Source organism: Pusillimonas sp. (genome assembly GCF_029263785.1).
In the GTDB taxonomy this organism is placed as follows: Bacteria; Pseudomonadota; Gammaproteobacteria; order Burkholderiales; family Burkholderiaceae_B; genus Pusillimonas.
On record NZ_JAJUFE010000001.1, the window covers coordinates 20,640 to 39,165 of the forward strand.

At 57.4% G+C, this 18,526-nt stretch carries 20 protein-coding genes; 8 read left to right on the top strand and 12 right to left on the bottom strand.

Annotation, left to right across the window (positions count from 1 at the left end; all coding sequences use genetic code 11):
- On the bottom strand, window positions 1–720 hold the full coding sequence (locus Q1J88_RS00080) for an SDR family oxidoreductase (protein WP_301115354.1): 720 nt from the start codon (window positions 718–720) through the stop codon (window positions 1–3).
- Between the two features lie 22 nt (window positions 721–742).
- Window positions 743–1,870 (bottom strand): alanine racemase, encoded by a 1,128-nt coding sequence (gene alr / locus Q1J88_RS00085; protein WP_301115355.1) that lies wholly within the window; start codon window positions 1,868–1,870, stop codon window positions 743–745.
- Between the two features lie 30 nt (window positions 1,871–1,900).
- Between alr and hpnC the strand changes: the two genes are divergently transcribed.
- From hpnC to hpnE, 3 genes are read left to right on the top strand one after another with little or no spacing between them, the layout of a single operon-like run.
- Window positions 1,901–2,788: a squalene synthase HpnC gene (gene hpnC, locus Q1J88_RS00090; protein WP_301115356.1), complete on the top strand. Its 888-nt coding sequence runs from the start codon at window positions 1,901–1,903 to the stop codon at window positions 2,786–2,788.
- On the top strand, window positions 2,778–3,641 hold the full coding sequence (gene hpnD / locus Q1J88_RS00095) for a presqualene diphosphate synthase HpnD (protein WP_301115357.1): 864 nt from the start codon (window positions 2,778–2,780) through the stop codon (window positions 3,639–3,641). The genes hpnC and hpnD overlap by 11 nt, the downstream gene beginning before the upstream one ends.
- Window positions 3,638–5,005 carry a hydroxysqualene dehydroxylase HpnE gene (hpnE, locus tag Q1J88_RS00100; RefSeq protein ID WP_301115358.1) on the top strand — a complete coding sequence of 456 codons (1,368 nt, stop codon included), beginning with the start codon at window positions 3,638–3,640 and terminating at the stop codon, window positions 5,003–5,005. The genes hpnD and hpnE overlap by 4 nt, the downstream gene beginning before the upstream one ends.
- 14 nt (window positions 5,006–5,019) lie before the next feature.
- Here hpnE and crcB read toward each other — a convergent pair whose 3' ends face one another.
- Genes crcB through alaC form a run of 4 tightly spaced genes read right to left on the bottom strand, consistent with a single transcriptional unit; the run spans window position 5,020 to window position 9,319 of the window.
- Window positions 5,020–5,406 carry a fluoride efflux transporter CrcB gene (gene crcB, locus Q1J88_RS00105; protein WP_301115359.1) on the bottom strand — a complete coding sequence of 129 codons (387 nt, stop codon included), beginning with the start codon at window positions 5,404–5,406 and terminating at the stop codon, window positions 5,020–5,022.
- Between the two features lie 18 nt (window positions 5,407–5,424).
- Window positions 5,425–6,834, bottom strand: coding sequence for a threonine synthase (thrC, locus tag Q1J88_RS00110; protein WP_301115360.1), 1,410 nt, complete (start codon window positions 6,832–6,834; stop codon window positions 5,425–5,427).
- Window positions 6,831–8,135 (bottom strand): homoserine dehydrogenase, encoded by a 1,305-nt coding sequence (locus Q1J88_RS00115; protein ID WP_301115361.1) that lies wholly within the window; start codon window positions 8,133–8,135, stop codon window positions 6,831–6,833. Before Q1J88_RS00115 ends, thrC begins: the two co-directional genes overlap by 4 nt.
- The gene (gene alaC, locus Q1J88_RS00120) at window positions 8,132–9,319 is read right to left on the bottom strand and encodes an alanine transaminase (protein ID WP_301115362.1); all 1,188 of its coding nucleotides are present in this window, start codon (window positions 9,317–9,319) and stop codon (window positions 8,132–8,134) included. The genes Q1J88_RS00115 and alaC overlap by 4 nt, the downstream gene beginning before the upstream one ends.
- 239 nt (window positions 9,320–9,558) lie before the next feature.
- Between alaC and Q1J88_RS00125 the strand changes: the two genes are divergently transcribed.
- The 5 genes from Q1J88_RS00125 to Q1J88_RS00145 all read left to right on the top strand — a co-directional run bounded on the left by Q1J88_RS00125 (window position 9,559) and on the right by Q1J88_RS00145 (window position 14,246).
- Window positions 9,559–10,005: an Mth938-like domain-containing protein gene (locus Q1J88_RS00125; RefSeq protein WP_301115453.1), complete on the top strand. Its 447-nt coding sequence runs from the start codon at window positions 9,559–9,561 to the stop codon at window positions 10,003–10,005.
- Window positions 10,002–10,472 (top strand): peroxiredoxin, encoded by a 471-nt coding sequence (locus Q1J88_RS00130; RefSeq protein ID WP_301115363.1) that lies wholly within the window; start codon window positions 10,002–10,004, stop codon window positions 10,470–10,472. Before Q1J88_RS00125 ends, Q1J88_RS00130 begins: the two co-directional genes overlap by 4 nt.
- Before the next feature lie 48 nt (window positions 10,473–10,520).
- Window positions 10,521–12,155, top strand: coding sequence for a PhoH family protein (locus Q1J88_RS00135; RefSeq protein ID WP_301115364.1), 1,635 nt, complete (start codon window positions 10,521–10,523; stop codon window positions 12,153–12,155).
- Window positions 12,156–12,191: 36 nt separating this feature from the next.
- Complete coding sequence (gene pdxA, locus Q1J88_RS00140) at window positions 12,192–13,208, top strand: 4-hydroxythreonine-4-phosphate dehydrogenase PdxA (protein WP_301115365.1); 1,017 nt, start codon at window positions 12,192–12,194, stop codon at window positions 13,206–13,208.
- Between the two features lie 66 nt (window positions 13,209–13,274).
- Entirely contained in the window at window positions 13,275–14,246 is a 972-nt protein-coding gene (locus tag Q1J88_RS00145) for a bile acid:sodium symporter family protein (RefSeq protein ID WP_301115366.1), read from the top strand.
- Between the two features lie 190 nt (window positions 14,247–14,436).
- Here Q1J88_RS00145 and Q1J88_RS00150 read toward each other — a convergent pair whose 3' ends face one another.
- The 6 genes from Q1J88_RS00150 to folE2 all read right to left on the bottom strand — a co-directional run bounded on the left by Q1J88_RS00150 (window position 14,437) and on the right by folE2 (window position 18,520).
- Window positions 14,437–15,822: a replicative DNA helicase gene (locus tag Q1J88_RS00150; RefSeq protein WP_301115367.1), complete on the bottom strand. Its 1,386-nt coding sequence runs from the start codon at window positions 15,820–15,822 to the stop codon at window positions 14,437–14,439.
- 135 nt (window positions 15,823–15,957) lie between these two features.
- Window positions 15,958–16,413 carry a 50S ribosomal protein L9 gene (gene rplI, locus Q1J88_RS00155; protein ID WP_301115368.1) on the bottom strand — a complete coding sequence of 152 codons (456 nt, stop codon included), beginning with the start codon at window positions 16,411–16,413 and terminating at the stop codon, window positions 15,958–15,960.
- Between the two features lie 15 nt (window positions 16,414–16,428).
- Window positions 16,429–16,701: a 30S ribosomal protein S18 gene (rpsR, locus tag Q1J88_RS00160; RefSeq protein WP_301115369.1), complete on the bottom strand. Its 273-nt coding sequence runs from the start codon at window positions 16,699–16,701 to the stop codon at window positions 16,429–16,431.
- Window positions 16,702–16,804: 103 nt separating this feature from the next.
- Complete coding sequence (gene priB, locus Q1J88_RS00165; protein WP_301115370.1) at window positions 16,805–17,122, bottom strand: primosomal replication protein N; 318 nt, start codon at window positions 17,120–17,122, stop codon at window positions 16,805–16,807.
- Between the two features lie 24 nt (window positions 17,123–17,146).
- Complete coding sequence (gene rpsF, locus Q1J88_RS00170) at window positions 17,147–17,521, bottom strand: 30S ribosomal protein S6 (RefSeq protein ID WP_301115371.1); 375 nt, start codon at window positions 17,519–17,521, stop codon at window positions 17,147–17,149.
- 192 nt (window positions 17,522–17,713) lie between these two features.
- Window positions 17,714–18,520: a GTP cyclohydrolase FolE2 gene (gene folE2 / locus Q1J88_RS00175; RefSeq protein ID WP_301115372.1), complete on the bottom strand. Its 807-nt coding sequence runs from the start codon at window positions 18,518–18,520 to the stop codon at window positions 17,714–17,716.
- Between the last annotated feature and the right edge of the window lie 6 nt (window positions 18,521–18,526).

Here is an 18,526-nt window from a genome sequence, read left to right on the forward strand (position 1 = left end):
CTAACGGCGCCCCGCAAGGCTTCCGCCGCCATCTACGCCCAGCACCTGGCCCGTGATGAAGCCGGCTTCGGGAGACAGGAAGAAAGTTACCGCCGCGGCCACGTCGGACGGCTGGCCCAACCTTCCCATAGGGATGGTATTCAACGCCGCCTTTTCTGCCTCGCTTCCCACTGGGGTGGCTTCTCGGAAAAGCTCGGTTTCCACCGGGCCCGGCGACACGGCATTGACAGTGATGCCATAAGGCGCCAGCTCGAGTGCCCACGTATTGGTACAGGCCAGCAGTGCTCCCTTTGCAGCAGAATAGCTCGTGCGACCAGCTGACCCATGTATGACACGACTGCATATATTGACAATCCGGCCCTCGTGACGCGCCTTCATTGCCGGCACAAAGGCCTGGGTAACCTGGACGGCAACCCGCAAGTTCAGATCATAGACCTGATAAAGGGATGAGAGATCGATTTCGCCAAGAGCCTCAGGCTTGACAATGCCAACGTTGTTGACAATGCCGTCGACCGGATATTTTTCGCGTATGACCCGCAGGATGTCTTCAGTTTCCCCTGCATTGGACAAGTCACACGAATACAGATAACCCGGGAAATCGATGTCTTGCGTATGACGGGCAAGTCCGACAACATGACAGCCCAGATCGGCCAGACGACGACTGATTGCCCAACCTATTCCCTTGGTTGCTCCCGTAACCAAAACGCACTGATTCTTCATATATGTCTTCCGTTTCTGGGGGCTAGCTGACGTCGACAGGCACTCGAGGTGCCAGCGCGCATAATAACTCGTAGCCGATCGTGCCGGCTGCGTGAGCGACCTGGTCGACTGAAGGCCCGCCTTGACCCCACAGTACGACCGGCGAACCAATGCCTGCATTGGGCAGGGAAGTCAGGTCGACGATGAGCATATCCATGGATACCCGACCAAGCAATTGGGTTGGGCGACCATCAACCGTGACTGGCGTGCCATTTGGTGCATGGCGCGGATAGCCATCAGCATAACCGCAGGCCACCACCCCGACCCGCATCCGCTGGGAAGCGACAAACACATGTCCGTACCCCACACCCTGGCCGGCGGGAACCTCCTGGACACTGATGATACGGGACTTCAGCGTCATAGCCGGCTCCAGGCCCAGATCTTCTGCCGACTGACCCGGGAACGGAGTCGAACCATACAGACAGATTCCTGGTCGAACCCATTGCTCAAGCTCGGGCGGTGCCCATAACCAGTACCGTGGTGTCAGCGTGGCGGCCGAGTTGCACAGACTGACTGGCCCCGGCAAGTCGCGACAGACATCCATGAACAGATTGAACTGTGCTTCGGTGACACGAGCGTCGTCATCCGATCGCGCAAAGTGTGTCATCTTTCCGACAATGCAAAGCGCTCCCCTTGATTGCTCTTCGAGCGCCTGCCGGTACGCTCCGGCAAAGGCGGCGGGTGAAAAACCCAGCCGGCTCATCCCCGTGTTGAGCTTGATCATCGCATTCAGGCCTGGCCCAGGCGCGGCGGCCTTGAGCATGTCCAGCTGTTCCTGGCAATGCACCGTAGTCCATAAACTATAATCTCGAAAAACGCGGATGTCGGAGGGCTCAAAAAAGCCTTCGAGCATCAGGATGGGTTTGTCCCACCCCAGTTCGCGGCACCGGACGGCCTCATCCAGATCAAGCATGGCAAGACCCTGGGCCTGGCCAAATGCCCGCACCGCATTATCAATGCCATGGCCATACGCATTTGCCTTGATGACCGCCCAAATGTTGGGGACAACCCGGCGGTTCTGTTGACTGAAACTGATCAATTGTTGGGCGACGACCGCCAGATTGTGCTTTAAAGACGACAACGAAATCGAAGCCGAAATTGGACGTGGCATAAAACTCCCCTAATAGCGAAAGTCTAATCCATGTCGACATTCGATGTGCAGCCCCGGGACCACTATGAGAATTTCCCGGTAGCTTCTGTCTTGTTGCCCCGCCGCTTGCGCGCCCCGATCTCGCATATCTATCACTTTGCCCGCAGCGCTGACGACATTGCCGACGAAGGGGATGACGAACCCGACATCAGGCTTCAGAAGCTGGCCGCCTATCGCGAAGCGTTACTTTGCCTGGGTAACGGACATGCGATTTCAGCTTCGCATCCTTTATATGGCGTCTTTGGTCCGCTGGCACACACCATCAAAACCCACGGATTACCGTTGCAGCCGTTTCTGGATCTTTTGTCGGCGTTTGAACAGGATGTCACTACGCATCGCTATGCAGACGAAGCAGCCTTGCTGGACTATTGCACACGCTCGGCCAATCCGGTGGGACGCTTGCTGCTGCACTTGTACGACGCAGACGATGCCTTCAACCGCAGCCAGTCCGACGCCGTTTGCACCGGACTGCAATTGGTGAACTTCTGGCAAGATGTGGCCATTGACTGGAAGAAGTCGCGTGTTTATCTGCCGCAAGACAAACTGAAACGCCACGGAGTCAGCGAATCGCATATTGATAAAGGCCTGTGCGACGCCGCCTGGATTGCGCTGATGAGCGAGCAAACCACGCAAGCTCGCAGCTTGCTCCTTGAGGGGCTGCCGCTCGCTCGTCGGCTTCCCGGACGCATCGCCCTCGAACTTCGCATGATCGTATACGGCGGACTGCGTATCCTCGAACGCATGGAACAATTACACTACGACGTATTCCGGCACAGACCCACATTGCGCAAGCGTGATTGGGCCCTGCTTTCCTGGCGCACGCTGCGTGACGCCGCGCATCCCCACCCTACTCCGGCTTCCAGCACCAATGAGCCCTGACGAATATTGCCAGAACAAGGCCGCTACCAGCGGATCAAGTTTTTACTACTCATTCCTGTTTCTTCCGCCGGAGCAGCGCAAGGCCATCATTGCGCTCTACGCATTTTGTCGGGAAGTCGATGACGTGGTCGACGAATGCAGCGACCCTTCAGTCGCCAGAAGCAAACTTGCCTGGTGGCATACAGAGGTCGACCGGCTGTTTGCCGGCAAGCCTGATCACCCCGTAACCAGAGCGCTTTTGCCTCATCTGGCCCAGCGTCGCATTACGGCCGACCGCATGCATGCAGTGATTGCCGGCATGGAGATGGATCTGGACCAGTCCCGATACCTGGATTGGCCGGGCCTGCGCAAATACTGCTGGCACGCAGCCGGGGTGGTCGGGGAATTATCGGTAGGTATTTTTGGCTACACGGACGAAGCTACCCTGGTATACGCCGATAAGCTTGGATTGGCATTTCAGCTGACCAACATCATTCGCGATGTCGGCGACGATGCGCGCCGTGGCCGCATCTACCTGCCCATCGACGAATTGCAGAAGTTCGACGTGAAGGCATCCGAGATTCTGGCCAGCCAGCATTCCGAGCGTTTCGAAGCATTGATGAAGTTCCAGGCAGAACGTGCGCGCCAGTATTATCGCGAAGCCGTGTTGGCCCTGCCCGAGGTCGACCGACGAAACCAGCGTCCCGGTTTGGCCATGGCCGCCATTTACCACGCCCTGCTGGACGAAATCGAGCGCGATGGCTGGCATGTACTTGAACAGCGCATATCCCTTACTCCCATCCGTAAGTTCTGGTTGGCCTGGAAAACCTGGGTGGGGGGTGGACGCGGCCTGATCAAACGCCTTGGGCGATGAAGATTGCTGTTGTCGGCGCAGGCTGGGCCGGGCTCGCCGCGGCTTTCGAAGCGCATCTGCACGGGCACCGGGTCACAGTGTACGAGTCGGGGCACCGCCTGGGGGGCCGCGCGCGCAGCGTGTTTTCTCCGAAGTTGAATTCTGAACTCGATAACGGCCAACACATACTCCTGGCAGCATATACCCGAACACTTGACTTGATGCGCCGCCTTGGCCTGGACACAGAGAAGCTTCTGTACCCCATGCCACTGACCATCGCCTCTGCCGACGGTAATTTCTCGCTTCGCGTGCCCGAGCGTATCGGGCCGCTTGCCGTGCCGTCCGCGCTATTGCTCGCCAGGGGGATGAGCACGCTGGACAAGCTCAGGCTCGTCGCAAGCATGGCCGCGCTTGCTTCAAAAAAATGGAGTATCGCGCCGAATGTCGACACCCATTGTGATCATCATGCCGGCCAACCCGCAATACAGGGCCCAACGGTTGCTCAATGGTTGCAACACGGCAAGCAATCGCAACGGATGGTCCGGTATTTCTGGGAGCCCCTTTGTCTGGCCGCACTTAACACTCCCATCGACCGGGCGTGCGCCCAGCTTTTCGCCAACGTCCTGCGCGACAGCCTTGGGGCAGGACCCGAAGCCTGTCGGGTTCTGATTCCCCGAGTTGATTTATCGACACTGTGGCCGGAACACTTGCCGCCTGAAATAAGTATTGCACGCGGCCATACGGTTCGCCAGATCGTACATGGCGACGCGGTGCACGTAGACCAAGACACGTTCGACGCTGTCATCATTGCAACCAACGCTCCATCCGCCGGGCGTTTGCTGGAAGGATTGCCAAGCGTCAGCGGAGCCGATGCATATATTCAGCAAATACAGGCTTTTCAATCGCTGCCCATTGCGACCCTGACTCTGGATCTTACGAAAATCTGGGATATGCCTGAACCCATGTTGATGTTGACTGACTCGCCGGACCGAGCGCAGTTCGGCCAATGGCTGTTCCACTGCAATACCTTCCTGAGTACCCCGCTTGGGACAAGCCGGGTCAATGTCGTCATCAGCCATGCGCGCGACCTCTCCCGATGGACGGTCCGGCAGATCGTCGAAGGGGTGATCACACAGATCAAGGATCAGACCAGTCGCTACGCACCAATGCCCAGTGTGCGGGCGTTTGAACTGATTACCGAAAAGAGGGCTACCTTTGCAGCTGTCCCGGGCCTGCAGCGACCGAAAAACACGACACCATGGAAAAATGTATTCGTGGCCGGCGACTGGACAGACACCGATTACCCGGCAGTGCTTGAGGGAGCAGTACGCAGTGGCATCAGCGCAGCCCGGCAATTATCCCAAGGCTGGTCCTGCGACAACTGAAGCGGCAGTGACACCTATCCCCGCAGTGCACTCACCGTCCATAAGCCTGCGGCAGTAAGCATCAAGGCTCCAAGCAGGCTGAGACCTGAATAGCCGACAGCCGACAGATAATGACCCCGCTCCAGCAGACCAACAGTTTCTGCAGAGAAAGCCGAGAAGGTCGTCAGCCCCCCAAGAAAGCCGGTGGTCACCAGCAACCTTAACCAGCCTGGGGTCTCGGGAAAAAGAAGGAAGCACCCCAACGCAATTCCAATCAGGTAGGCCCCGAGCAAATTGGCAGCCAAGGTGCCCCACGGAAGCGAAGCCAAATACGAATTCAACCACAGGCCGAGCAACCAGCGGGCAATGGCGCCGAACGCAGCGCCGACTCCTACTGCAAGCACGTTACCCAGAACCAGCATGGCTTGGCCCAGTCTTGCCTAAAGCTCGGCGTGCCGGCGAATGTACTCTTTGACCAGGCCGGCATCGCACTCCATGACCTGTACCCGCTGGGGCAAAGACGAAAGCCCCTGCAAATGAGGGGGAACCGGTGCGACCTGGCCTGTCGCCTCTCGTATGGTGTCCTGGAACTTGACCGGCAGCGCCGTCTCGAGCACAAGCATAGGAATTTCCGCGTTTGTGTGCTGGGCAGCTACCTTGACGGCGTCCGCAGTATGCGGATCGATCAGGATGCCGGTGTCATCATAGACGCTGCGGATTGTCTTGAGCCGGTCCGCATGCGTGCTGACTCCGGCCACAAAGCCATAGCGTGACTCGAATTGTGGCTTGAGCTCGCTGAGGTCGAATTCGCCGTCTTGCTGCAACTTGGCCCACAGGCTGGCAACCTTTTGTGCATCGCGCCCCACCAGATCAAACACAAAACGCTCAAAATTCGACGCGCGTGAAATGTCCATGGAAGGACTGGAGGTTGCATGCGTCTGGGCAGCAGAACGCGGGCGGTAGACACCGGTGCGGAAGAATTCTTCGAGCACATTGTTCTCGTTGGTAGCCAATACGAGCTTCGCAATGGGCAGACCCATTTCGCGTGCCAGGTGACCCGAGAGTATGTTTCCGAAGTTTCCGGTGGGCACCGAGAAAGACACCTGCTGTCCGGGTCCGGATGTGATGCGTAGCCAGCCCCAGAAGTAATAGACAATCTGCGCGGCGATGCGGGCCCAGTTGATCGAGTTGACGGCTCCCAGGCGGTAGGCAGATTTGAACTCAAGATCGCCGGCCAGCGCTTTGACAATGTCCTGGCACTCGTCAAATACTCCCTTTACCGCCAGGTTGTGAATATTGGCATCCTGAAGCGAATACATCTGTGCACGCTGGAACTCGCTCATGCGACCATGGGGCGACAACATGAATACCGCGACCCCTTTCTTGCCTCGCAAGGCATACTCGGCAGCCGAGCCGGTATCGCCAGAGGTGGCGCCGACAATATTTAATGTTGTCGACCGCTTGGCAAGCACGTATTCGAAAACCTGACCCAAAAACTGCATGGCCATGTCTTTGAAAGCGAGCGTCGGGCCCTGTGACAGGCCCAGAAGGCTGGTGTTGCCATATAAAGGCTTGACCGGCACTACATCTGGCGAATCGAACACTCCCGGCGCATAAGCCGCCTGAACAAGCCGTTGCAAGTCGGCGCGGGGGATATCATCGATGAACAATGACAACACTTCGGTCGCCAGGCCTGGATAATCCAGCGCACGCCACGACTCGAGCTGCTCAGCGGTGACCTGTGGCAATGACTCGGGAAGTGCCAGGCCACCGTCGGGAGCCAGGCCTTCAAGCAGAATGTCAGAAAAAGGCAGCGGGCTCATTCCCCCGCGGGTCGAGCGGTATTTCATAGCAGATGCTCCATGCGCAGGCGAGTGATTTTCGATTTGACGAATGGCAGGTATTGAATCTTGCGCAGCGCATCCTCAACGTTGCCTTCGCGCGCTTCGTGAGACAAAAAGATGATGTCTGCGTCGTTGTCGCCATGAGGCTCCTGGAACATCGAACCGATGGAGATATCGGCGTCGGCCAGGATACGTGCCAGATCGGCCAGCACACCAGGACGGTCCTCGACCCGTAGCCGCAGGTAGTACGAAGAAACGACATCGTCCATAGACAATACCGGAATATCGACCACCGAAACGGGCTGGAAACCCAAGTGCGGAACCCGGTGTTCGGGTTTGACATCAATCGCACGGGCCACATCGATCAGGTCGGCGACCACGGCCGACGCAGTGGGCATTTCGCCGGCTCCCTGCCCGTAATATAAGGTTGGCCCCACCGCATCGCCGCAGACCAAGACAGCATTCATCGCGCCCTCGACGTTTGCCAGCAGACGTTCGGCGGGGATCAGGGTGGGATGCACGCGCAGCTCGATGCCGCGCTCACTGCGGCGAGTGATGGCGAGCAGCTTGATGCGGTAACCCAGGCGTTCGGCATGGACGATATCTTCGCGCGCCAAGTGCGAAATGCCTTCAGTGTGCGTCTTGTTGAACTGCACTGGAATGCCAAACGCGATGGAAGCAAGCAAGGTAAGCTTGTGAGCCGCATCCACACCTTCCACATCGAAAGTGGGATCTGCTTCGGCATAACCCAATAATTGCGCTTCTGCCAAAGCTTCATTGAACGACAAACCGCGAGAACGCATTTCGGACAGCACAAAGTTGCTGGTTCCGTTGATGATGCCGGCTACCCATTGAATGTTGTTGGCGGCGAGGCCTTCGCGAATGGCCTTGATCGCGGGAATGCCACCGGCGACCGCGGCCTCGTAGGCCACAGTTACTCCCTTGGCCTCGGCGGCTGCAAAGATCTCGTTGCCATGGCGAGCCAGCAATGCCTTGTTGGCGGTGACTACGTGCTTGCCGTGAGCAATGGCCTCCATGACCCAGTCACGCGCAACGGTCTCACCGCCAATAAGCTCGACCACAACGTCGATCTCGGGGTCGCGTACGACTCGCATGCCATCCTGGGTGATATAGGCCTTGTCGCCAACCAGCGCCTCTGCCTTGTGAATATCGCGGACGGCTACCCCGGCGACCTCGATATGGCGTCCGGCGCGGCGCTGGATTTCACCGGCGTTGTCAGCCAGTACTTTCCAGGTGCCGCCACCCACAACGCCAAGCCCCAATAAGCCTACTTTTACTGCTTTCATTTACCTAGTCCGTCCTTTCGGAACATTTCCTTGATGCCGCGCACCGCCTGGCGGATGCGCTGCTCGTTTTCAATCAGGGCGAACCGAACGTAATCGTCGCCGTACTCGCCGAAGCCGATGCCGGGCGAAACCGCGACTTTGGCTTGCGCCAGCAGTTTCTTGGAAAACTCCAGGGAACCGAGATCTTTATAAAAATCGGGAATCTTTGCCCAGATATACATGGACGCCTTGGGAATATCGACCGGCCACCCGGCCTCGTGCAGGCCCTTGGCAAGCACATCACGCCGGCTGCGATACAGTTCGGCGACGCGACGCACCTCGTCCTGGGGCCCCTCGAGGGCTGCAATGGCCGCCACCTGAATGGGCGTAAACGTGCCGTAATCGTGGTAGCTCTTGAGGCGTGCCAAGGCATTGACCAATTCGCTGTTGCCCACCATGAAGCCCACGCGCCAGCCAGCCATGTTATAGCTTTTGCTCATGGTGAAGAATTCGACCGCTACATCGCGCGCACCCTCGATCTGCATGATGGAAGGCGCCACATAGCCGTCGAAGGTGATGTCGGCATATGCCAGATCATGAACTACAAGAATATTGTGTTCTTTGGCCAGCGACACCACCCGCTCGAAGAAAGACAAATCGACACACTGCGCGGTCGGATTGCTGGGGAAGCCCAGAATCATCATCTTTGGCTTGGGAATGCTTTCGCGTACCGCCCGCTCGATTTCATCAAAGAAATCCACCCCTGGCACCATGGGAACCGAACGGATGTTGGCTCCGGCAATGACGGCACCATAGATATGAATGGGATAGCTGGGATTCGGCACCAAGACGGTGTCACCACGATCGAGCGTGGCAAGCATCAGATGCGCAAGGCCTTCCTTGGAGCCTATGGTGACAATTGCCTCGGTGTCCGGATCAAGCTTCACGTCGTACCTGCGTTCGTACCAGCCGGTAATTGCACGCCGCAGACGTGGAATACCCTTGGATACCGAATAGCCATGCGTGTCCTGACGGCTGGCCACCTCGATGAGCTTGTCAACGATATGCTTGGGTGTAGGGCCGTCAGGATTGCCCATCGACATGTCAATGATGTCCTCGCCGCGACGGCGCGCCGCCATTTTGAGCTCGCCCGTAATATTGAAGACATAGGGAGGCAGGCGCTCTATGCGAGGAAAATTCGTCATGATGGGGTCCTTGAGGCCGAAAAAGAAAGCCGCGCGTCAACAAAATAAAGCGGCGAATATACGAAGCAAAAGATAACCCGTTAGTTTAAACGATCATCATGGTGCAGTAAAAAGCCAAGCCGGCTTTAGGTGCATTTAGTGGCGCATGGCCATTTAAGCAGGCGCAGCCACCGGGGGCCCGGCGTGTACTGCGGCAAATCATTTGCGCTATGATCGAGATGCAGATGGGAGCAATACGAGTGCAATTACAGTCCGAATCCAACCCCGCGCTTAACACTGTTACAGCTTACGGAAACGACTACATCGAGATCAACGCCATTGCATACAGGCACGCCGTATTTTTTGGCCCGGAAGGCGAGATTCACCATTGGCCGGTCGATAAGCCCGAAGCCATTGGCATCACGCTGCTACGATTGGCCGCCGGGCTGTCCGAAGTGCGTACAAGCCCGATGGACTTTCTTGATGGCACACCGCCCCCTCGTCCTGCCGACGCACCCGAGGTCCTTCTGATCGGAACGGGCAACAAACAGCGCCTGTTGTCGCCAGAAATAACCGGCGAACTGCTGGCCATGGGTATAGGCGTCGAATCCATGAGCACCCAGGCGGCTGCTCGCACCTATAACATCTTGATGTCAGAAGGCCGACGCGTGGTCGCGGCCTTGTTGCCATTGGAGCCTGCACAATGAGTCAAGTCACCGTCGGAAAGGAAATTCCCGACTTTACCGCCGCCAGCACTGCCGGCGACATCACCAAGGCCTCTCTGATCGGTCAATGGACTGTCCTGTACTTTTATCCCAAAGATCACACGCCGGGCTGCACTACCCAGGCGCAGGGATTTCGCGATTTGCATGAAGAATTCCAGAAGGCAGGAGCACAAATTATTGGTGTTTCGCGCGATTCTCTCAAAACCCACGGCAACTTCATTGAAAAGCAATCGCTGCCCTTCCCGCTTATTGCCGACCCGGACGAGACCCTTTGCAATCTGTTCGGCGTCATGAAGATGAAAAACATGTACGGCAAACAAGTCCGGGGAATCGAGCGCAGCACCTTCCTGATCGACCCCAAAGCAGTCCTGGTTCACGAATGGCGTGGCCTGCGTGTTCCGGGGCATGTCGAGGCCGTGCTCGAGACATTGCGCCAATCTGCTGTTTAAGCCCTCTGATTCCCAGTCTCGACGACCACCACCAGGAGCAAACGCCTCATGCCACTGCCCAAGCTGCCCACCCGAATGGGAACCATCCTGTCCCTGGATGATGAGGCCGTCGAAGCCGGCGCCGCCAAAGCGCCGGCCCCGGCATCAGCACCGGCTCCAGCGCCCGCCGCGCGTACGACCACCCAACCACGGGCGAACCCGCCGGCCCCTACTACAACCACAAGGCAACCCCGTCTGGCTGTGGTCGACAACAAACCCGCCAAGAAAACTCGCCTGCCCGCCTCCAAACGCAAGCTGTTCGTCCTGGATACCAACGTGCTGCTGCACGATTCGAATTCCCTGTTCAAGTTCGAAGAGCACGACATCTTTCTGCCCATGATCGTACTGGAAGAGCTTGACCATCAAAAAAAGGGCATGTCAGAAGTTTCGCGCAACGCACGCCAGGTCAGCCGCTTCCTTGATGGCCTGGTAGGCGCAAGCGGCGACCTGAGCAAGGGCATCGCCCTGGATGCATTGGGCAATCAAGAGGCCCTGGGTTCCCTGCATTTCCAGACTTCAGCCCTGACGTCAGACCTGCCCATTGAACTTCCCCTGGGCAAAGCCGACAACGTCATCCTGCAGGTGGTCCATGCGCTTCAGGGCCTATACGCCAAACGGCAGGTCATTCTGGTGTCGAAAGACATCAACATGAGGCTTAAGGCACTGTCGCTTGGCCTCGAAGCCGAAGACTATTACAACGACCGTGTCCTGGACGACTCCGATCTTCTGTACGACGGTGTCATGCCCCTGCCGGAAAATTTCTGGACCAAACATGGCAAAGATGTTGAGTCCTGGCAGCAAGGCGGCACCACGTACTACCGGGTAAAGGGCCCCATGTGTGCCGATTTCATAGTCAATGAATTTGTGTACCTCGAAGGCGATCTCCCACTGTACGCGCAGGTGAAGGAAGTAAGCGGCAAGAGCGCGGTTCTGGCAACCTTGCGCGATTACAGTCATGGCAAGAACAATGTGTGGGGCATCACGGCGCGCAACCGCGAACAGAATTTCGCCCTGAACCTGCTTATGAATCCGGATTGCGATTTTGTCTCGTTATTGGGTCAGGCAGGCACCGGAAAAACACTGCTGGCCCTGGCTGCAGGGTTGACACAAACCCTTGAAACAAAACGTTACAACGAAATCATCATTACCCGGGCGACGGTTCCCGTGGGTGATGACATCGGCTTTCTGCCCGGTACCGAAGAAGAGAAAATGCTTCCATGGATGGGCGCCCTCGAAGACAATCTGGAAGTCCTGCATCTGGGATCCGGAAATGACCTTGGCACTGGCGGCAGCGGCCAGGAATGGGCCAAGAACCCCACCATGGAACTGATCCGTTCACGTATCAAGGTCAAGTCCCTGAGCTTCATGCGAGGCCGGACCTTCCTGAACAAGTTCCTGATCATCGACGAAGCCCAGAACCTGACTCCAAAACAGATGAAGACTCTTGTCACCCGAGCGGGTCCCGGAACAAAAATAGTCTGTCTTGGCAATATCGCGCAAATCGATACTCCCTACCTTACCGAAGGCAGTTCGGGCCTGACGTATGTGGTCGATCGATTCAAAGGCTGGCCGCATGCCGGGCACATTACATTGCAACGAGGAGAACGCTCTCGTCTTGCCGATTATGCAAGCGAAGCGCTGTGACTTCCCCGACATCATCCACCTGCCCATGAACCTTTCATGAACACCACGTCACCCGACCGGCGCCCCGTTGCGATTACCCTGGGCGATGCGGCAGGCGTCGGCCCCGAGATCATCCTGAAGCTCTTTGCCTCAGGGCTGGACTATCCCACGGTGGTGTATGGCGACGCAGGAGTGCTTCGGCGCACCGCCCAGGCGCTCAACCTTGCGACTCCACCCATCATCGCATTCGACAATTTTGACGATTTGTCTGCCGGCTCGCTGACCGGCACGCTGCCTGTGGTCAACCGGTGGGTCCCACTGCCATCCACCCTGGTTCCAGGACAATTGAATGCGGCGGCGGGCAAAGCCGCATACCAATATCTGAATCAAGCCATCGACGACGCCATCGCCGGACACGTACGGGCGATCGTGACGGCACCTCTCAACAAGGAGGCCATGCAACTGGGGGGTGTGGATTTTCCGGGCCATACCGAGATCCTGGCTGAGCGCACGGGCACCACGTCTTACGCCATGATGCTTGCCAATCCAGAGTTGCGCATCATTCTGGTGACCATACATCTGGCCCTGCGGGATGTATTCGATCACATCACGATCGAGAGTGAGCTCGAGACCATCCGGCTGGCCCAGCGAGCCTGTCTGGAGGCTGGTGTCACCCAACCCCGTATCGCGGTGGCAGGACTGAACCCGCACGCCGGCGAAAACGGACGTTTCGGCTCGGAAGAAATCGAAATCATCGAACCGGCTATCCACCTGGCCCGCGAAGCCGGGTTGAACGTCAGCGGCCCCTGGCCAGGCGACACCATCTTCATGCGGGCACGCCGCGGGGAGTTCGACATTGTGGTTGCCCAATACCACGACCAGGGACTGATTCCTGTCAAATACCTTGGAGTTGAAGATGGCGTAAACGTTACGGTGGGGCTGCCTTTCATCCGCACGAGCGTCGACCACGGCACCGCCTTCGATATCGCCGGCAAGGGAATTGCCGACCCCGCCTCGCTCAGGGCTGCCTATGACATGGCCCTGAACATGAGCGAAAATACGCGTTTTCGCTGATTCTGGACGCGGCGCTCAATACCTTCACCAAACGGGCAACGCCCCAGCCAAACTCCCAACCCCCTTATGCCGCGCATCGACCCTTTCCTGATCAAACTGCTGATTGTCGTCACAGTGGCGAGCTTCCTGCCCGCCCACGGTATCGCCGCCGAAGCCCTTGGATGGCTGACCACGTTTGCCATCGCACTGCTCTTTTTCCTGCATGGCGCCCGCCTTTCACGCGAGGCGATTGTCTCGGGAATGACGCATTGGCGATTGCACTCTGTGATCTTCGCCATCACTTTCATTGTGTTTCCCGTTCTGGGCCTGATCAGTGCACCACTGACCAGTCGCTTCCTGACGTCCGAACTGCAGGTGGGGCTGTTCTTCCTGTGCTGCCTTCCGGCCACGGTACAGTCGGCCATCGCCTTTACCTCGATGGCACGCGGAAACGTGCCAGCCGCCGTTTGCAGCGCCTCTGCTTCAAGCATGCTGGGCGTGTTCATTACACCGGTTTTGGTAGGCCTCCTGCTGCTTGACACCGCTTCTGCGTCGGTAGATCTGCACTACGATACGATCTGGAAGATCATGCTTCAACTGCTGCTGCCATTTATGGCGGGGCACCTTTCACGCCCCTGGATAGGCGCGTGGATCGTGCGGCGTAACGTAATCTTGAAGCAGCTTGACCAGGGAACAATTCTTCTGGTGGTTTACACGGCGTTTTCGGCAGCAGTCAATGATGGTCTGTGGGCGCGCACTTCGGTGGAATCCTTGGTGGCCGTCCTTGTGATCAGCGCGCTGTTGCTGGCCACGGTGATGCTGTTGAGTCTTGGTGTGGGACGCCTGATGGGCCTGGAGATCGAAGACAGGATCACCTTGCTGTTTTGCGGGTCAAAAAAGAGTCTTGCGACGGGAATTCCGATGGCCAACATTCTGTTTGCCTCTCATGTGGTTGGCTCGGTGGTTTTACCATTGATGGTGTTTCATCAACTGCAGCTCGTTGCCAGTGCAGTGATTGCCGGCATTTACGCGCGAAGGCCGCGGCGGGTATCCCGGTAAACATGGACCAGGGCGACTGCAAGCGTACTGCCGTCGTAATGCGGCCACTGGTGGTCAGAAAACACCAGTTCAAGATCAAGGCTGAACCCGGATAGGGCTAACATTACTGAGCGCCAGTCGGTGTTGCGGCCTGTGCCGCACAGCTTGAAGCAGGCGGCACAAGAATTGAATTTACAACCCTGACACTCGATCAGATTGTCATCCCGGGCGTGTAGTTCAGGAACCGGGTGCTCGAACCCTGGAAGGTCAGCCGCACCATCCCGATCGGGCCGTTACGCTGCTTGCCGATAATGATCTCTGCCGAACCCTTATCGGGCGAGTCCGGGTTGTATACCTCGTCCCGGTAGATGAACAAGATAAGGTCAGCGTCCTGTTCGATCGCCCCCGACTCTCGCAAGTCGCTCATGACCGGCCGCTTGTTCGGACGCTGCTCGAGACTTCGGTTCAGCTGTGACAGTGCGATCAACGGGCAGTTGAGCTCCTTGGCCAAGCCCTTTAGCGACCGGCTGATTTCAGAAATCTCGGTTGCACGGTTTTCGCCGGCAGAATTGGCTGACATCAACTGCATATAATCGATGATGATCAAGCCCAGCTGACCGCATTGGCGGGCCAGACGGCGTGCACGGGCACGGACTTCCATCGAACTGAGTGCCGGCGTTTCATCGATATAGATTTGCGCTTCCTGAACCTTTTGTACAGCATGCGTCAAGCGTGGCCAATCTTCGTTGGTAAGCTTGCCGGTTCGCATGCGGTGCTGATCAAGCATGCCCACTGAGCCGACCATTCGCATGGCCAGCTGAACCGCACCCATTTCCATCGAGAATACGGCCACCGGCAGACCCTGCTCGATGGCGACATGCTCGCCGATGTTCATGGAAAACGAGGTCTTGCCCATCGAGGGCCGGCCCGCCACGATGATCAGGTCTCCTGGCTGAAGGCCGGAAGTCATGCGGTCGAGGTCGTTAAAACCGGTAGGCACACCGGTGATATCGGAATCACCCTCGCGATGGTAGAGCTCGTCGATACGCTCCACGACCTGCGACAAGAGGGGCTGGATTTCCTGAAAGCCTGCCGCGCCTCGCGAGCCTTCTTGCGCGATCTGAAAGACGCGTGACTCGGCTTCGTCCAGCAACTGACGGGCATCCTTGCCTTGCGGGTTGAAGGCAGTAGCGGAAATCTCGTCAGCCACCGACACAAGCTTGCGCAGCATAGCACGCTCGCGCACGATTTCTGCGTAGCGACGAATGTTGGCCGCTGAGGGGGTGTTATGCGCCAGTGCATTGAGGTAGGCCAGGCCGCCAACTTCCTCGGCCTTGCCGGCCGTACTCAGCGACTCGTACACCGTAACGACGTCGGCGGGGCGGGCAAGGCCAATAAGGCGGGTAATGTGCTGCCAGATGATCTTGTGGTCGAAACGGTAGAAGTCCTCTTCGCCCAGGACGTCGGCTATACGGTCCCAGGCGGCGTTGTCCAGCAGCAGGCCTCCCAGCACAGACTGCTCGGCCTCAACCGAATGAGGCGGCACGCGAAGATAGTCTAGCTGTGAATCTCCGGTTGGTTTTTTGGTGTCCAGCATGGTCATCCCGATACCCAATATATAAGCAAAGTGGGCGTGAACAAAAAAGCCGGCTCGCGCCGGCTTCTAGCAAACTGCGTAGCGCGGTACAAAGGCCGTGAAACGGCCAATGTACCATGCGAAAGCACAGACTGATCAGTCCATTTCGCCTTGAACTTGCAACGTGATGTCGGATACGACATCAGCGTGAAGAACAACTTGCACGGGGAACTCGCCCACGGCCTTGATGGCACCGTCAGTCAGGCGGATCTGGGACTTCTGAATGCCTTCGAAACCTTCGGCAGCCAGCGCAGTCGCGATATCCATGGTGGTGACCGAACCAAACAAGCGGCCGTCCACGCCGGCCTTTTGTGCAACCTTGAGGGTCAGGCCATTGAGCTTGGCACCCATGGCTTCGGCGGCAGCCAGCTTTTCGGCCTGGGCTTTTTCGATCTCGGCGCGGCGAGCCTCAAATTCCTTGAGAGCAGCATCCGTCGCACGACGGGCGATCTTTTTAGGGATCAGGTAGTTACGGGCATAGCCGTCACGAACACGGACGACTTCGCCAAGGTTACCCAAGTTGACGACTTTTTCGAGCAGAATGACTTGCATGACGATAACCTCGGCTTATTTGTGGTTGTCGGTGTAGGGCAGCAAGGCCAGGAAGCGCGCGCGCTTGATGGCCGTATCGAGCTGGCGCTGGAAGTGAGCTTTGGTGCCCGTCAGGCGCGCAGGGATGATCTTGCCGTTTTCCTGGATGAAATCACGCAGAGTGTCGAGATCCTTGTAGTCGATCTGCTCGACGCCCGCAGCCGTGAAGCGGCAGAACTTGCGGCGCTTGAACAGCGGATTTTGCTGGTTGAACTTGCGCTTCTCTTTGCCTTTTCTGAAGTAAGCCATGATTTTGCCTTTACGATTTTCCGAAGTCCGGCTTCGGAGATTGTATTTACGATGCGCCGAACCATGATGGTTCCACGCGTTTGCTATTCGTTCGGTATGCCGGCTAAACCACCGCCGAGCCGCCACCCGCGTATTTCCGATTTGCCTGCTGGATATGAACAACCAGCTTGCTGGAGCCTTTTCGTGTCGGGGCGATGAACCCTTCGATTTCGAGGCTGGCCCCAAGGGGCGTATCGGTGAGCATCAGGGCAACGTCTCCGAGAGCCACCGCCTGTACTGTAAGGCTGATGCGGCGCGGCATCCCTGCTTGCTCAACTTCGGATTCGTGCTCAAGCTGCATTTCGAGGGCCGGAACTCCCGCTGGTGTATAGCGAAGAGGTTTGATCTCGGTTACCGTCGCCGTCAATGCGAGCTGGTTCACGCCAGAAATCCGAACGAAACGATGTTATTCCTTGTCTGCGCTCGCCGATTCGGCAGTGGCCTTACGGGCCTCTTCACGCTCGACGGACTTCATCATGACGGACGGAGCTGTTTCAGCCTTTTTGGTCTTGATGACCAGGTGGCGAAGGACCGCGTCGTTATAACGGAACGAATGCTCGAGCTCGTCCAGAGCAGCTTGGCCGCACTCGATGTTCATGCAGACGTAATGGGCTTTGACCAGCTTCTGAATGGGGTAGGCCAGTTGGCGACGACCCCAGTCTTCGAGGCGATGCACCTTGCCACCTTCGCCGGTAACAACGGCTTGGTAGCGCTCGATCATGGCAGGCACTTGCTCGCTTTGATCAGGGTGCACGATAAACACTACTTCGTAGTGGCGCATGAAATACTCCTTGTGGATGTCTTTTGGCACGATTGCCAAAAGGGTCAGCCCGCCTGTACCGGTTTTACCCAAACAGGTCGAGCAAGAAACCAATTATTCTAGCATATTTGGCAATGCAAGCACTAGGCGGCAAACGGTTTTTGCAAGATCCAGCACACCGGCGTCGCGACAGGGCAACGCCAGACCATGCCACTAGCCTTCGACGACCGCATACGCTGAATGGTTGTGGATGGACTCGAAGTTCTCGGCCTCGACACGGAACGAGCTGACCCCCTCGACGTTCTTGACGGTCATGGCCACGTCACGTACCAGGTCTTCGACAAATTTGGGGTTGTCGTAGGCCCTCTCGGTGACATATTTTTCGTCGCTGCGCTTAAGCAGACCCCAAAGCTCGCACGAGGCCTGATTTTCGATCCGGGCAATAAACGTGGGCAGATCAATTGACACTGGCTGCTGCAGTACGGCACTGACGGTTACATGCGAACGCTGATTATGGGCACCATATTCGGAAATGGCTTTTGAGCAGGGGCACAAGCTTGTTACCGGCACCACCACAGTAAGTTCGAACCAGGTTTCCTCGTTTTCGCAGGCGCGAGCCTTCCATTGAACCTGATAATCCATCAGGCTTGAGACCCCGGATACCGGTGCCACCTTGTCGATGAAATACGGAAACGCTGCGGTGATATCGCCTTGCTGGGCATTTAACAGCGGCAGCATGGTCTCGGCCATTTCGCAGAACAATGCCGGGGTCATGGAACGACGTCGATAATGCTCGAGCTGCGCCACAAACCGTGACATATGGGTGCCCTTCTCTTCGGCGGGCAATGCAACGGTGAGCTCCCAATCGGCAATCGTGGGCATCGCTTCACCATCGGCTCCCATAACCAGCATGGGATGACGCACGCCGCGCACACCCACTCGTTGAATAGGCAAACGGCGGGTATCAAAACTGCTCTGAACATCTGGCATAGCCACGGCAGAATCGGAAACTGAATTCATAACTGG

Coding starts and splice junctions, on each gene's coding strand:
- Q1J88_RS00080 (WP_301115354.1), bottom strand. CDS start 720: ATGAAGAATCAGTGCGTTTTGGTTACGGGAGCAACCAAGGGAATAGGT.
- alr (WP_301115355.1), bottom strand. CDS start 1,870: ATGCCACGTCCAATTTCGGCTTCGATTTCGTTGTCGTCTTTAAAGCAC.
- hpnC (WP_301115356.1), top strand. CDS start 1,901: ATGTCGACATTCGATGTGCAGCCCCGGGACCACTATGAGAATTTCCCG.
- hpnD (WP_301115357.1), top strand. CDS start 2,778: ATGAGCCCTGACGAATATTGCCAGAACAAGGCCGCTACCAGCGGATCA.
- hpnE (WP_301115358.1), top strand. CDS start 3,638: ATGAAGATTGCTGTTGTCGGCGCAGGCTGGGCCGGGCTCGCCGCGGCT.
- crcB (WP_301115359.1), bottom strand. CDS start 5,406: ATGCTGGTTCTGGGTAACGTGCTTGCAGTAGGAGTCGGCGCTGCGTTC.
- thrC (WP_301115360.1), bottom strand. CDS start 6,834: ATGAAATACCGCTCGACCCGCGGGGGAATGAGCCCGCTGCCTTTTTCT.
- Q1J88_RS00115 (WP_301115361.1), bottom strand. CDS start 8,135: ATGAAAGCAGTAAAAGTAGGCTTATTGGGGCTTGGCGTTGTGGGTGGC.
- alaC (WP_301115362.1), bottom strand. CDS start 9,319: ATGACGAATTTTCCTCGCATAGAGCGCCTGCCTCCCTATGTCTTCAAT.
- Q1J88_RS00130 (WP_301115363.1), top strand. CDS start 10,002: ATGAGTCAAGTCACCGTCGGAAAGGAAATTCCCGACTTTACCGCCGCC.
- Q1J88_RS00135 (WP_301115364.1), top strand. CDS start 10,521: ATGCCACTGCCCAAGCTGCCCACCCGAATGGGAACCATCCTGTCCCTG.
- pdxA (WP_301115365.1), top strand. CDS start 12,192: ATGAACACCACGTCACCCGACCGGCGCCCCGTTGCGATTACCCTGGGC.
- Q1J88_RS00145 (WP_301115366.1), top strand. CDS start 13,275: ATGCCGCGCATCGACCCTTTCCTGATCAAACTGCTGATTGTCGTCACA.
- Q1J88_RS00150 (WP_301115367.1), bottom strand. CDS start 15,822: ATGCTGGACACCAAAAAACCAACCGGAGATTCACAGCTAGACTATCTT.
- rplI (WP_301115368.1), bottom strand. CDS start 16,413: ATGCAAGTCATTCTGCTCGAAAAAGTCGTCAACTTGGGTAACCTTGGC.
- rpsR (WP_301115369.1), bottom strand. CDS start 16,701: ATGGCTTACTTCAGAAAAGGCAAAGAGAAGCGCAAGTTCAACCAGCAA.
- rpsF (WP_301115371.1), bottom strand. CDS start 17,521: ATGCGCCACTACGAAGTAGTGTTTATCGTGCACCCTGATCAAAGCGAG.
- folE2 (WP_301115372.1), bottom strand. CDS start 18,520: ATGAATTCAGTTTCCGATTCTGCCGTGGCTATGCCAGATGTTCAGAGC.